At 38.3% G+C, this 14,110-nt stretch carries 12 protein-coding genes; 7 read left to right on the top strand and 5 right to left on the bottom strand.

Annotated elements, in window-relative coordinates; genetic code table 11:
- The first annotated feature begins 42 nt into the window (after window positions 1-42).
- The 3 genes from MWU56_RS02115 (at window position 43) to MWU56_RS02100 (ending at window position 3,046) form a co-directional block, all read left to right on the top strand.
- Complete coding sequence (locus MWU56_RS02115) at window positions 43-1,155, top strand: hypothetical protein (protein WP_247041737.1); 1,113 nt, start codon at window positions 43-45, stop codon at window positions 1,153-1,155.
- A gap of 690 nt (window positions 1,156-1,845) precedes the next feature.
- Window positions 1,846-2,580 carry a flavodoxin family protein gene (locus MWU56_RS02105; protein ID WP_247041735.1) on the top strand — a complete coding sequence of 245 codons (735 nt, stop codon included), beginning with the start codon at window positions 1,846-1,848 and terminating at the stop codon, window positions 2,578-2,580.
- A 139-nt stretch (window positions 2,581-2,719) separates the two neighbouring features.
- Window positions 2,720-3,046, top strand: coding sequence for a DMT family transporter (locus MWU56_RS02100; protein WP_247041733.1), 327 nt, complete (start codon window positions 2,720-2,722; stop codon window positions 3,044-3,046).
- A 223-nt stretch (window positions 3,047-3,269) separates the two neighbouring features.
- Here MWU56_RS02100 and MWU56_RS02095 read toward each other — a convergent pair whose 3' ends face one another.
- From MWU56_RS02095 to MWU56_RS02085, 3 genes are all read right to left on the bottom strand, one after another.
- The gene (locus tag MWU56_RS02095; protein ID WP_247041731.1) at window positions 3,270-4,532 is read right to left on the bottom strand and encodes an aminotransferase class I/II-fold pyridoxal phosphate-dependent enzyme; all 1,263 of its coding nucleotides are present in this window, start codon (window positions 4,530-4,532) and stop codon (window positions 3,270-3,272) included.
- Window positions 4,533-4,658: 126 nt separating this feature from the next.
- On the bottom strand, window positions 4,659-5,699 hold the full coding sequence (locus MWU56_RS02090; protein ID WP_247041728.1) for a PLP-dependent cysteine synthase family protein: 1,041 nt from the start codon (window positions 5,697-5,699) through the stop codon (window positions 4,659-4,661).
- Between the two features lie 70 nt (window positions 5,700-5,769).
- Complete coding sequence (locus tag MWU56_RS02085) at window positions 5,770-7,908, bottom strand: S9 family peptidase (protein ID WP_247041727.1); 2,139 nt, start codon at window positions 7,906-7,908, stop codon at window positions 5,770-5,772.
- A 61-nt stretch (window positions 7,909-7,969) separates the two neighbouring features.
- Between MWU56_RS02085 and MWU56_RS02080 the strand changes: the two genes are divergently transcribed.
- Window positions 7,970-8,296 (top strand): YbaB/EbfC family nucleoid-associated protein, encoded by a 327-nt coding sequence (locus MWU56_RS02080; RefSeq protein ID WP_247041726.1) that lies wholly within the window; start codon window positions 7,970-7,972, stop codon window positions 8,294-8,296.
- Window positions 8,297-8,359: 63 nt separating this feature from the next.
- On the opposite strand, the gene MWU56_RS02075 is transcribed toward MWU56_RS02080, so the two are convergent.
- Window positions 8,360-9,385, bottom strand: a complete 1,026-nt coding sequence (locus tag MWU56_RS02075) for a threonine aldolase family protein (protein ID WP_247041725.1) — start codon at window positions 9,383-9,385, stop codon at window positions 8,360-8,362.
- A 6-nt stretch (window positions 9,386-9,391) separates the two neighbouring features.
- The gene (locus MWU56_RS02070) at window positions 9,392-11,794 is read right to left on the bottom strand and encodes a zinc-dependent metalloprotease (RefSeq protein WP_247041718.1); all 2,403 of its coding nucleotides are present in this window, start codon (window positions 11,792-11,794) and stop codon (window positions 9,392-9,394) included.
- Between the two features lie 227 nt (window positions 11,795-12,021).
- Between MWU56_RS02070 and prfB the strand changes: the two genes are divergently transcribed.
- From prfB to MWU56_RS02055, 3 genes are all read left to right on the top strand, one after another.
- Window positions 12,022-13,123 (top strand): peptide chain release factor 2 gene (gene prfB, locus MWU56_RS02065; protein WP_247041717.1). Its coding sequence is split into 2 segments (ribosomal slippage): window positions 12,022-12,084 and window positions 12,086-13,123, totalling 1,101 coding nucleotides; the frame shifts between segments, so codons are not numbered across the junction.
- Window positions 13,124-13,139: 16 nt separating this feature from the next.
- Window positions 13,140-13,481 carry an arsenate reductase (glutaredoxin) gene (gene arsC / locus MWU56_RS02060; RefSeq protein ID WP_247041716.1) on the top strand — a complete coding sequence of 114 codons (342 nt, stop codon included), beginning with the start codon at window positions 13,140-13,142 and terminating at the stop codon, window positions 13,479-13,481.
- 69 nt (window positions 13,482-13,550) lie between these two features.
- Window positions 13,551-14,033: a hypothetical protein gene (locus MWU56_RS02055; RefSeq protein WP_247041715.1), complete on the top strand. Its 483-nt coding sequence runs from the start codon at window positions 13,551-13,553 to the stop codon at window positions 14,031-14,033.
- Window positions 14,034-14,110 lie beyond the last annotated feature (77 nt).

Raw genomic sequence — 14,110 nt, 5'->3', positions numbered from 1 at the left:
CATTTTTATACAAAACCGTTGTGAGCAATGTAACAAACGACTATGAAACAAAAGAAATGCATTCTTTTATTACTAATTGTCTCCATTTTTACTGGTTGCAACAATGAACAGGACAATAAAGTACAAATCAATCCATTTGATGAATTAGGGCAAGTTGACAGTCTACTTTTAGAAATTGCAGAAAAGCCACAATATTTGGTTGTTCCTTCTGACAGGAAAACAACTCTTACGGGTTCAAAAGGAACTATTATCCATATTGACCCCAGTCGACTAGAAACCGATGAATGCACTCCACTGGGAGATAATATTAAGGTCGAGCTTTTAGAAATGACAAATAATTCAAGTATGTTATCTAATAACGCTCCAACTATTTCCAATGGACAAATTCTAGTAACTGGTGGAGCCTACTACTTGAATATGACTTCCGATGGAAAACAACTTAAAATAAAACAAGGAGAAGGACTTGAAGTTGAATTCCCTAAACTAACGGATGATGAAATGGGGCTTTTTCTTGGTGAAAGAGATAGTCTTGGACAAATAAATTGGATTCCAACCAATGATAGCTTCAAGCCAAAGCGTATTAAAGACGCACAAGAGCCTCAAAAACCTGTGGCAAAACAGCACACCGGAAAAACGAACAGCATGGACCCCTTATTCGAATATACAGAGCGTTATACTGCTGCACCTGAGCCCAAGAAACAACAAGTAATATCAGAAAAAGAGTATTTAACGAACAAAACAGACTACGAAAAGCAACAAAAACAAATTGATCATCAGAGAAAAACCTACGAAGCTGTGGAGTTAATGAATTTTGGGTGGATAAATTGTGATAGATTTTATAATGACTCTAGCCCCAAAACAGACATTCAACTTCTTGTAAAAAACGATTCTTTAACTGGAGTGAGAATGTATGCAGTATTCAGTGATATGAATAGTATAATTTCGGAACAGTACTGGAAAGGAAGAAAAAATACAGTTGCTTTCAGGAATATACCAATTGGAAAAAATTTAAAGATTATAGCGCTATCTGCAAAAAACGAAACGCCTTATATTTTTGAGACAACCATTAATACTTCTACAGATAAACATGTGGAAATTGAATTTGAGGCAACAACTCAAGCAGACATAATGGAGAAGATGAAACGGTTGAATTAAGAGAACAAAAGCTAATTCATATAGAAACAAAAAAATAAAATCCCCGAAATCATTTTCACATTTTGGAATTACGGCAGATACACATTAACCAGTAAACTTCTACAAAGACGTAAAGGGATGGTATGTGATTATAGAGCGTTCAACGGTAAAAAAAGAATCTGATACTGCAATCGGACAAATATATTGATGTAAGCATCTGGGAGATATTAAAAAAAGTACATAATTATTGACTCCCCTACTTGCAAAATTCCTATAGATTTTTACTTTGATATGAGTTTGCAAAGTTATTTTCTAGGGTATGCCGAAATATAACCGTATCTTTTGTGTATCTGCATTACTGGCTTTTTCATAAACTGTATTCAAGCATTGGCTGCTAGTAAAACAAGACGTTTTATCTAAAAAGGCATTCAGCAATTACACACAATAACTACGATCATTACCGCAGACTTATGTGTGGATTTTTTTGACAACCTATTTGTAAAGGTTCAAAAAAGATTAAAGCAATTCCATTGGACACAATAGTAAAAATTAAGTCATAAATGCTTATAATTTTTATAAACTACTGATGTGTTGTAGGCACCAAAACAAGTTTGGACTATGGCGATAATGAGACATTAATCATAAGAATGATTATCTACTGGAGAATCCTAGGGCAGCGTTAAACCCTGAAAAAGTAAAACATCTAAAACTATGGAAAAGAACAAATTCAAAAATTTAAAAGCAGTATTTGTAAACTGCACACTTAAAAAATCACCAGCGGAAAGCCATACAGATATACTCATGAACGTTTCAAAACAGATTATGGATGAAGAAAATGTGGAAACACACTCCATTCGATTGGTGGATTACAATGTTGCGAACGGTGTATATCCAGATATGACAGAACACAACTGGGATAAAGACGATTGGCCTGAGATATTCAAGAAAATAAAAGCAGCAGATATTCTAATTGTTGGAACCCCAATTTGGCTGGGGGAGAAATCTTCAATTGCACAAAAATTAATTGAACGACTATACGCAATGAGTGGTTTAACAAATGATAAAGGGCAATACCTTTTTTATGGCAAAGTCGGTGGATGTGTAGTAACAGGCAATGAAGATGGAGTAAAACATTGTGCGATGGGTATATTATATTCCCTTCAGCATATTGGTTATTCAATTCCGCCACAAGCTGATTGTGGATGGATAGGAGAAGTAGGACCCGGGCCAAGCTATGGAGATAAGGAATGGAAAGGAGAAAAATTGGACAACCCCGTTGGGTTTAATAGTGATTTTACGAACAGAAACACCACTTTCATGACTTATAATCTGCTTCATTTAGCATTGATGCTCAAGGAGAATAATGGCTACTCAAATTACGGAAACTCAAGAAAGGAATGGGATGATGGAGAACGTTGGAGTTTTGAAAATCCAGAGTATAGATAAATCCACCCCATAGCCTTTTATCCAAAGGAAAACTCAATAAAATAAATATCATTATTTTCGATTGAAACCATCCAAGTTGCTATTTTGAAGGTATTGTAATTTTACAATCAACGAAATATCAACATAAGAATAACTGGAAATGAATTGGATACTATTGATTATCGCCGGACTCTTTGAAGTCGCCTTTGCAGCTTGCCTAGGAAAGGCAAAAGAAGCAACAGGAATTGAAACAATTTATTGGTATATGGGTTTTTTGATATGTTTGGGAATCAGTATGTTTTTATTGGTAAAAGCAACTCAACAACTACCCATAGGAACTGCCTATGCAGTTTGGACAGGAATTGGCGCTGTAGGAACTGTTTTGGTCGGAATCCTCGTTTTTAAAGAACCTGCTACATTTTGGCGACTATTTTTTATTACCACATTGGTTACCTCTATTATCGGATTAAAAGTAGTTTCAAATTAAATGGTGGTAAATAAAGGTGTAATACGTGTAGCAAGAACATCTTTAGGGAAAAACATCTTTACCAACGTTGTTCACTATTAACAACTTAAAACAAAAAGGCAATCCCAATATTTAAACCGAGATTGCCTTTTTAAATTTCTGTGACCTTAGATTATCATTTTTCCCGTATTACACAGGTACTGATGACAATAAAATCAAATCAACAGTCATTATGTAAAAAAAACTATGATTCTCCCATAGCAGCAGCAACTGCAGCTGAAAGTCTTTTATATGTACCGTTTTCCAAACGCTCCCTAATGGCAGAGAAGGCGTCCAGGGTTTTTTCAATATCATCCATCGTGTGGGTCGCTGTTGGAATCAAACGAAGTAAAATCAATCCTTTTGGAATTACTGGATATACCACTATAGAACAGAAAATCCCATGATTTTCACGTAAATCCTTTACCAAGGCCATGGCCTCTGGTATGCTACCATTCAAATAAACCGGGGTTACACAACTGGTCGTAGTACCAATATCAAAACCTCGTTCTTTTAGCCCGTTTTGAAGTGCATTCACATTTTCCCAAAGCGTTGCTTTAAGTTCTGGCATGGTACGTAGCATATCCAGTCTTTTTAAAGCTCCTTTTACGTATACCATGGGCAAAGATTTGGCGAACATTTGAGACCTAAGATTATACTTCAAATATTCTATAATTTCCTTATCGGCAGCTACAAAAGCTCCAATACCTGCCATAGATTTGGCGAAAGTAGCCAAATACACATCAATCTCATCTTGCACACCCTGTTCCTCTCCAGCACCGGCACCTGTTTTACCAAGTGTTCCAAACCCGTGCGCATCATCCACCAAGAGTCTAAAATTAAATTTCTTTTTTAGTTCGACGATTTCTTTAAGAATGCCTTGTTCTCCACGCATGCCAAAAACTCCTTCGGTAATCACCAAAATACCCCCTCCTGTCTCATTTGCCAGTTTAGTGGCACGTTCCAAGTTTTTTTGCAAACTTTCAGGGTCGTTGTGTTTAAATGTAAAGCGTTTGCCCATATGTAAACGAACACCGTCAATAATACAAGCGTGACAGTCTACATCATAAACAATAATATCATCTTTAGCCACCAAAGCGTCAATCACTGACATAAATCCTTGGTATCCAAAATTCAGCAAGTAAGCGGCTTGCTTGTTTACAAATTCTGCCAATTCGTTCTGTAATTGTTCGTGGAAGTCAGTATGCCCACTCATCATTCGAGCTCCCATCGGATAAGCAGCACCATGTTCCAAAGCTGTTTCTCCATCCACTTTTTTAATCTCCGGTCGATTGGCCAAACCCAGATAGTCATTGATACTCCATGTTATTACATCTTTTCCTTGGAACTTCATTCTATTGGAAATCGGTCCTTCAAGTTTTGGAAAAACAAAATAGCCCTCTGCTTGTGAGGCCCATTTACCTAAAGGCCCTTTGTTCTCAATGATTCTATCGAATAAATCTCTCATCTACCTTAAATTTAATATAAAAGCAAAAGTATTGATTTTTATGAACCTTCCATAACGAAATACCTATATATAAAAAAAACGGCAATGTTTTACATTGCCGTTCTGAGGTATTATAGGGTATTGGTTTTATTTAATATACTTAATTTCTTCGGGTATCTCTGCATCCTGGATATCGAAAAAACCTTGGTTTTCCATCCATTCGTTACTGTATACCTTACTCATGTACCTTGAACCATGGTCTGGGAACACAACAACAACATTGCTATCTTCCGTAAACTCCCCTTCGGTATTCAATTTGTACAATGCCTGGGTTGCGGCACCACTAGTGTAACCAGCAAAAATACCTTCGGTATGGGCCAATTTACGCGCCATATGCGCACTTTCACCATCTGTTACCTTAACATACCTGTCTATACTATTAAAGTCCGTGGCTTCTGGAATTAAGTTTTTACCTAAACCTTCAATACGGTAAGGATATATTTCATTATGATCGAACTGTCCCGTTTCGTGATATTTTTTCAATATCGAACCATAGGCATCAACCCCCAATACTTTGATATCCGGGTTTTGTTCCTTTAAATAACGAGCAATACCGGATATAGTGCCTCCTGTACCACTACAAGCTACCAAATGCGTGATCAATCCGTTGGTTTGTTCCCAAATCTCTGGTCCTGTACTGGAATAGTGAGCATCAATGTTAAGCTCGTTAAAATATTGGTTGATATAAATGGAATTCGGTGTTTCACTGTGCAACTGTTTGGCCACTTCGTAATAAGAACGTGGGTCATCTGCACTAACGTGGGCCGGACAAACATATACCTTGGCACCCATGGAGCGTAACATATCTATCTTATCGGGAGAAGATTTTGAACTTACTGCCAAAATACATTTATAGCCCTTAACAATACTCACCATGGCCAAGCTAAAGCCTGTGTTGCCAGATGTAGTCTCAATAATGGTGCTACCCTGTTTTAGAAGTCCTTTTCGCTCGGCTTCTTCAATAATATGAATCGCAATACGATCTTTTGAGGAATGTCCGGGATTAAAGCATTCTAGTTTCGCATAAAAATTTCCAGTAAGAGGGGCGGTAATTTTGTTTAGCTCAACTAAGGGGGTATTTCCAATTAGGTCTAGAATATTGCTGTGCGCATTTATCTGTTTCTTCATAACTGGTATTAGGTAGGAATAATTCTTACAAGAAGAATAAAATTATTCCATGCAAATGTAACATTTTTTTTTAAAGGGCTTTTCCTTCAAGGTCCAAAATAAAGGCATATTCCTTGGCAGTCTCCTTGAGTGCCTCAAAACGACCCGATGCTCCACCATGTCCAGCATCCATATTTGTGTCCAAAAACAAAAGATTGGCACCTGTTTTATATTCCCTCAATTTGGCCACCCATTTTGCAGGTTCCCAATATTGTACTTGAGAGTCGTGCAAGCCCGTAGATACATACATATTTGGATATTCTTTGGCTTCCACATTATCGTAAGGGGAATAGGATTTTATATAATCATAATATTCCTTTTCGTTCGGATTTCCCCATTCATCATACTCACCAGTGGTTAATGGAATGGTATCATCCAGCATAGTAGTGACCACATCCACAAACGGCACTCCTGCAATAACTCCGTGATACAGTTCTGGAGCCATATTAATCACAGCTCCCATCAAAAGCCCTCCCGCTGAACCGCCCATGGCATATAAATGTTCCGGATTAGTATAATTTTGTTCTATTAAAAATTTAGAAATATCGATAAAATCAGTAAACGAATTTTTCTTATTGAATAATTTTCCGTCTTCGTACCAAGGTCTTCCCAAATACTCTCCTCCCCTAACATGGGCAATGGCATAGATAAAACCACGATCCAATAAACTCAATCGAATGGATGAAAAATATGGGTCAATGGTAGCACCATAAGAACCGTAACCATATTGTAACAACGGATTTGTACCATCTAAAGGCGTGTTTTTATGATAGATTACAGATATAGGCACCTTTTTACCATCTCTGGCCGTGGCCCATAAGCGTTCCGTTTTGTAGTTGTTTTTATCAAACTTACCCCCCAGCACTTCCTGCTGTTTTTTTATGGTCTTGCTCTTGGTCTCCATATCAAAATCAACAATGGCATAGGGTTCACCCATTTCGTTGTAGTAGTAACGTAGAATTTTCGTATCAAAATCTAAGTTTACCGAGGGGCCTGCAACATACGTTTCACTATCAAAAGGCAAATAATAGCTATCGGAACCGTCCCACTTAGCAATTTTCATTTGATTTAGGCCATTATTACGTTCTGTAACCACGTAGTATTCTCTAAAAATCTCAACATCTTCCAATAAAACATCTTCTTGGTGCGGGATAAATTCTTTCCAATGTTCCGAGGAAGTATTATTTTCCCCAGTTTTCATCAATTTAAAGTTAGTAGCGTTATCCTTGTTGGTCAAAACATAAAAATCACCTTCAAAATGAGAGATACCATACTCTACCCCTTTTTCACGCGGTGAAAACACTTTAAACTCACCTTCGGAATCATCAGCATCCAAAATTCTATATTCTGATGTTAATGTGCTGCTGGAACCAATTACAATATATTTTCTAGATTTTGTTTTGTAAACAAAGGTGTTGTAGGTGGAATCTTTTTCGTGAAAAACCAATTCATCCTTATCGGCAGGAGTTCCTAAAACATGTTTAAAAATCCTGTCGGAACGCAGCGTTACAGGGTCTTTTTTGGTATAAAAAATGGTTTTGTTGTCGTTGGCCCATACAGAACTACCAGTTGTGTTTTCGATAATATCCGGATAAATTTCACCCGATAAAAGGTTCTTTATCTGAATGTTGTACTGTCGTCTGGAAATGGTATCTGTTCCAAAAGAAGCCATGGTATTATCCGGGCTAATGGAAACACCACGTAGATTAAAATACTCATGATTTTTTGCCATTTCGTTGCAATCGAACAACAATTGTTCTTCGGCATCCAAACTTTCCTTTTTTCTGGAATAAATAGGATACTCTTTACCCATTTCATATCGCGTAATGTACCAGTAACCATCTAATCTATAGGGCACAGACGAATCATCTTCTTTGATTCTGCCCTTCATTTCCGCAAAAAGCTCCTCTTGAAACTTTTTGGTATGTGCGGACATTTTTTGATAATACTCGTTCTCCGCATTCAAATAATCAAGAACCTGTTGGTCCTCTCTATTGTTCATCCAATAATAATCATCAATCCTAACATCGCCGTGTTTCTCTAGTTGAGTCGGATGTTTAGGTGCTACTGGTGGAGCTATACTCATGGATTTGTCTTTGTTGTTTTTGCAAGCGGTGGCAAAAATAAGGCATATAACCAGAACAAAAATTCTTAAAAGGGATTGTTTCATTGGTTAGTGTTTTAGCCAATTTACTACTTTTGACAGTACATTTGTTTAAATAAAGAGAATTATGTTTGGAGATCTTATGGGAATGATGGGTAAAATCAAAGAGACCCAGAAAAAAGTTGAAGCTACAAAAGAACGGTTGAATACTGTAATGGTTGATGAAGCATCTACGGATGGGCTGCTAAAAGTAACCCTATCAGCCAACAGAGAAATAAAATCCATCGCCATTGATGATTCGCTTTTGAATGACAAGGAGCAATTGGAAGACTATTTGTTACTTACCCTAAACAAAGCCATTGAAAAAGCGACCAAAGTAAATGAAGCTGAATTGGCCGCTGTGGCCAAAGAGGGCATGCCCAATATACCAGGGATGGATGCTTTTATGAAATAAAAAAGTTGCTACAAACCCAGTCGTGGACTTTTATTAACTATGAATTGGGCAGAATTGAGGAAATCATCCAATTGATTTCAAAATTTTCAAAAAATGTACGTGCATGCTATTGGTATAGTCCAAGTGGGTGACGATACGTAGTTTACCCTGTCCCATACCGATAATGGAAACCTGATTCTTTGCCAATTGTTCCAAGAATACTTCGGAGGACATTTTGGATTCATCAATTTCAAAAATGATGATATTGGTCTCGATGCGCTCCACTTTTTTAATGAAATGTAACGATTGTAGCACCTCTCCTATTTCTTCAGCTTTTTTGTGGTCTTCCACCAATCGGTCCACATTATTTTCCAAGGCATAAATTCCTGCTGCCGCCAAATAACCTGACTGCCGCATACCGCCACCAAAAATTTTTCGGATTCGTATAGCTTTGTCAATATCATCTTTGCTTCCTACCAAAACAGAACCCACTGGGCATCCCATACCTTTGCTAAAGCATACACTTATGGTATCAAATAGTTGTCCGTAAGCTTTTGGATCTTCTCCTTTTTTTACCAAGGCATTCCAAAGTCGGGCACCATCCAAATGATATTTTAGATTGTGTTTTTCGCATACGGCCCTGATTCGTTTTAATTCCTCAAAATCCCAACAAGCGCCACCACCTTTGTTGGTTGTGTTTTCTATGCAAACCAAGGAAGTTAATGGACTGTGGTAAAAATCGGGCGGATTTATGGCTTCTTCGACCTGTTCCGCCGTCATCATTCCACGGTTTCCATCAACTAGTTTGCAGGAAACCCCGCTATTGAAACTCACTCCTCCCCCTTCGTAATTATAAACGTGTGCATATTTATCACAAATCAACTGGTCTCCGGGTCCGGTATGGATTTTAATGGCTGTTTGATTGGTCATAGTGCCACTAGGGAAAAACAGCGCAGCTTCCATCCCAAAATAAGCAGCTACTTTAGATTCCAATTCGTTTACCGTAGGGTCGTTCTTAAAAACATCGTCGCCTACTTTAGCATTCATCATAGCCTCCAACATCCTTGCAGAAGGTCTTGTGACAGTGTCACTTATTAAATTGATTTCCATATAAAATTAGTCCATACAGTCCATACCAATGGGTGAACCATCCGGGATTTTAGATACTGGAATAAGTTTAAATTCGGAAGGTTTCTCATTAAAAGCATCAATTCTTTTTACCATTTCGGCAGCGATAGCATTTTTACCTCCACTCAACAATTTCGTTTTTAGATTGTTCAAGGCCTCATTGGCTATAGCGTTTACTTGAGGGTGTACAGCGTTATGCGCTGCCAGGTTCATAATATGGTAAAGTACTCTAAAATTGATTGTATTCTGTACTTCTTCGTGGTAAGAATCCCGGTGCGACAAATCAAGTGTTCCTTTTATAGTTTCGTTCAAAACATCTCGCAATCCCATTTGATTATTATCCAAACTTTTTTGCTGAATCAATCGAGAAGCACGCTCTGGATGCAATAATAACTCCAAGGTCATGTCTGCAGCAGTTTCTGCAACCGAAAGCGCATCAAAACTAACTCCTGTTCTCCCTTTAAATGATTCTCTGGAACGACTAAAACCAATTGCCCTAGGTGGGAAAAGGTTCAATTTATCTTTAGGTACAGCTATTACTTCGGCATCCAAAGTTTTTAGGATAGATTCGATCGCATCCTCTTGGACTGCATGGTCTACTGGCATAACAGGAATTTGCCCCCCATCCTTTACAGCATAATTATAGTCCAATCCACCTACTATTTTTGAAACAGCTTCGGTTTGGAATCGGTGAAAGAAATATAATGGTACAAAAACATCCTCCAAGATAGAATAAGCTTCTCCTGTTTTAATATTGTTAGTTGAAAAGTTTTGAATGGCCTTTTCCCTGATTTCCAACATATTTTCCAGTTCTTGACTGGCACTTTTCCCATTGTCCCACAAGTGGGCCAAGGCATGCGCTCCACCTTTAGGGCGGGCATCTTGATCTGAAATATAACGTAGTCCTTGGTCTTGGGCTTTTTTCAAAATTGCATTGAGAGCCCCTGTTTCATCGGTTCCTTCAGGAAAATCTGAATACGCATAAGCCACAGTTACTTTGTCCCATTCGCCAATACCAGTATCGTAAGGATTGTTAAAACGGATTTCTCCACCATCCAATTCAAACTGTGGATGCGGATAATCCATTACCGAAGCATTGTTATTTGTACTGGCTGCAAAATTGTGTGCAAATCCAAGTGTGTGTCCAATTTCGTGTGCAGAAAGCTGTCGGATTCTGGCCAGTGCCAACTCTAGCATGGGTTCATAATTATCGTCTCTCTCTTCAAAAGGCTTGTTCATCAAGGCTTGTGCAATCATAAAATCTTGTCGAATACGCAAACTTCCTAAACTTACATGTCCTTTAAGGATTTCTCCTGACCTTGGGTCAACCACACTAGCTCCATAACTCCATCCTCTTGTGGAACGGTGCACCCACTGAACCACATTATAACGGATATCCAATGGATCGGCATCATCGGGTAACATTTTCATTTGGAAGGCATTTTTATAGCCTGCAGCTTCAAAGGCTTGGTTCCACCACTTTCCACCTTCCAACAAAGCGGAACGGACAGGTTCCGGAGTACCATTGTCCAAATAATAAATTAGGGGCTCCACGGCTTCGCTCACTTCAGCATTTGGGTCTTTCTTTTGGAGTCTGTGCCTTCTAATAAAGCGTTTCACCAGTGATTCTTGAACTGGGGTGGCATAATCATAATAAGCAAACGGATATCCTCCACTTCGAGGATCGTATAATCTTTTCTCAAAATTATCGTCCGGAAGTTCAATCAGTGAATGGTGCTGTGCAACAGTAACCAAGCTTGCCGTTGGTGACACAGAACGAATCCATGCACCCTGGGGGTCGCCCTTAAAAGTCAGCGCCACATCAAATTCCACATTTTTTGGAAATGCCTTGGTACGGTCAAAGGCCAATGCACTCTTGGATTTATCCAAACTGTAGGAACCCTGTTTTGTTCTTTTCAACCTATTGGAAACCCCATGGGCATCTCGCATTAAAAAATCGGTAAAATCAATTAGATAACTTCCCTTAGATTCTTCTTCAATTTTAAAACCTTCCAATATGGATTTGGCGAAGGCTTGTTCCACTGATTTTCGTTCAAGTTCATTATCGGTAATGGCCCTGAATTTTTGGTTGGGCTGAACCAAAAGCAGTTTATTCCCCGCTTTTTTGAAGTATACTACTTGTTCGTTGCCCAATTGTCCGCGATCTAAACCAATATCATTGCTTCCAATTCCACTGCTAAGGGAATAAACGTATAAAAAATCCTTTTCTAGGTCATCCACCTGAAGGTAAATTTTATCCGTTGAATCGTCGTAGAAAAAATTGAAATAACCACTAAACTTTTGAAAGTCTTTGGTCTTCTCGAACGTTTGTGCTCCTAAAGAAGCGCAAACAAAACAAAATAAAGCGATAAGTGTAGTTGTGTTCTTCATAATATGGTTGAAATATTGTCCTTAAAAATAAGTAAATCATTTTTAAAAACATCTGCACCAATACCATAAGTAATGGTAAGCTTAAAATTGATAAAATTAAATAGGATATTTTATCTGTTTCACTTTTTTTATTAATATCCAATGCATTAATTTTTTAGGAGAGTATTGAACATATAGTAAGGTCATCTGCCGAAAGAAACTTATTTTTACCTCAAAATATAGATTACATGGTAACTACAGATCAGCAGAAAGATCTTATTGAGCGCCTTGGTGCGTTAAGGAGGTATCTTTGACATTGATGCCAAACTTATTGAAATAGAGAACGAGGAAGAGAAAACTCTTGCTCCCGGTTTTTGGGACAACCCACAAGAAGCCCAAAAGCAAATGCAATCCATCAAATCCAAAAAAAACTGGGTAGAAGATTTTGAGGAAGCCAAAACATTAATTGGTGATCTTGAAGTTCTTATGGAGTTTCAACAAGCTGGTGAGGTTTCCGAAGAAGAGGTAACCAAACAGTTTAACAAAGCTCAGTTGGCCATTGAAAAGTTGGAGTTCCGAAATATGCTTTCGGACGAAGGTGATGAACTTACGGCCGTGCTTCAAATAACTGCGGGTGCAGGTGGAACCGAAAGTTGTGATTGGGCTTCCATGCTTATGCGCATGTACATGATGTGGGCCGAAAAGAACGGCTACAAAATAAAAGAGCTCAATTACCAGGCTGGGGATGTTGCAGGTATCAAGACAGTTACCTTGGAAATTGAAGGTGAATATGCCTTTGGTTGGCTAAAAGGTGAAAATGGAGTGCATCGATTGGTGCGCATCTCCCCTTTTGATAGTAATGCCAAAAGGCACACCTCTTTTGCCTCTGTTTACGTGTATCCATTGGTGGACGACAGTATTCAAATTGACGTAAATCCGTCAGATATAGAAATTACAACCGCTAGATCTAGTGGTGCAGGAGGGCAAAATGTAAACAAGGTAGAGACCAAGGTACAATTGGTTCATAAACCCACGGGAATACAAATCTCTTGTTCAGATTCGCGTTCCCAACATGACAATAGAGCAACGGCCATGAAAATGTTGAAATCTCAATTGTATGAAATAGAGCTACGTAAAAAGCAAGAAGCCCGTGCTGAAATTGAATCCTCCAAAATGAAAATTGAGTGGGGCTCTCAAATCCGTAACTATGTTATGCACCCATATAAATTAGTAAAAGATGTGCGCTCTGGAGAGGAAACAGGAAATGTTGACGCGGTAATGGATGGCGACCTGGATGCATTTTTAAAAGCCTATCTGATGATGATGGGACAAAAAGAAGAGCAAGAATAAAATCAAAAAAATAATCATGATTAAAATATATCACAACCCAAGATGCAGAAAATCAAGGGAAGGTTTAGCTATACTTGAAAAATCAGGCGAAGATTTTGAAGTAGTAAAATATTTGGATGATGTCCCCACCAAAGAGGATTTAAAAATGTTGATCGAGTATTTAGGCATACCCCCAATAGATCTCGTCCGTAAAACCGAAGCCATCTGGAAAGAGAAGTTCAAAGGAAAAACCTTGACGGATGATGAAGTAATCACAGCTATGGTTGAAAATCCGAAATTGATAGAACGTCCCATTGTTGTCAATGGCAAAAAGGCCGTTGTGGGCAGGCCTCCAGAGCGTATCACCAAACTGCTATAATTCTGATATCCAGTTATATTTAACAATGGTTACTTAAGTAGACCAAACCTAAAATAGTATCTTTGAGTCATGAAAAGTACACAAACCTTATTCTTAATAACCTTGTTTATTGGCATACTGGCCATAAATGATATGTACGCACAATACGGTTACGGGTCTCCTTATGGTAATCGCGGAGGAATGTATGGTAGAGGACGAAGTTATGTGCCCCAAGCCGGACCGGCAGATAACCAAAAAGATGAAACTCCTCCCACAGCAGAAGAAATTGTGGATGGGCAAATGCCATCCATTACGGAAGCAATAAACTTAGACCCTTTTGAAGAAGCTATAGTTAGAACCACACTCGTACAATCTGTTCAACAACGGATCGAGCTTCAAATATTGGGACTGGAACCTCTTAAAATGAAAGGCGAAGTTGAAAAAATCAGACAACGCCAAGATGCAGAGTTAAAGGCCGGTCTGCCCGAAGATAAATACGAGGCCTTTATGAAGCTACAAGAAAATCAATTCAAGGCCAAAAAGAAAAAAAAGAAGAAAAAGAACAAGGGTTAACAATTCTTTAAGGTCATTCGCAGGATCAATTCCGTTGTTGGGGGACTAATATTTCATACCTTCCTTTTTTCCATCAA

The sequence above is a fragment of the Allomuricauda sp. F6463D genome, assembly GCF_023015965.1.
In the GTDB taxonomy this organism is placed as follows: domain Bacteria; phylum Bacteroidota; class Bacteroidia; order Flavobacteriales; family Flavobacteriaceae; genus Flagellimonas.
This window is presented reverse-complemented; position numbering and strand designations above follow the sequence as displayed.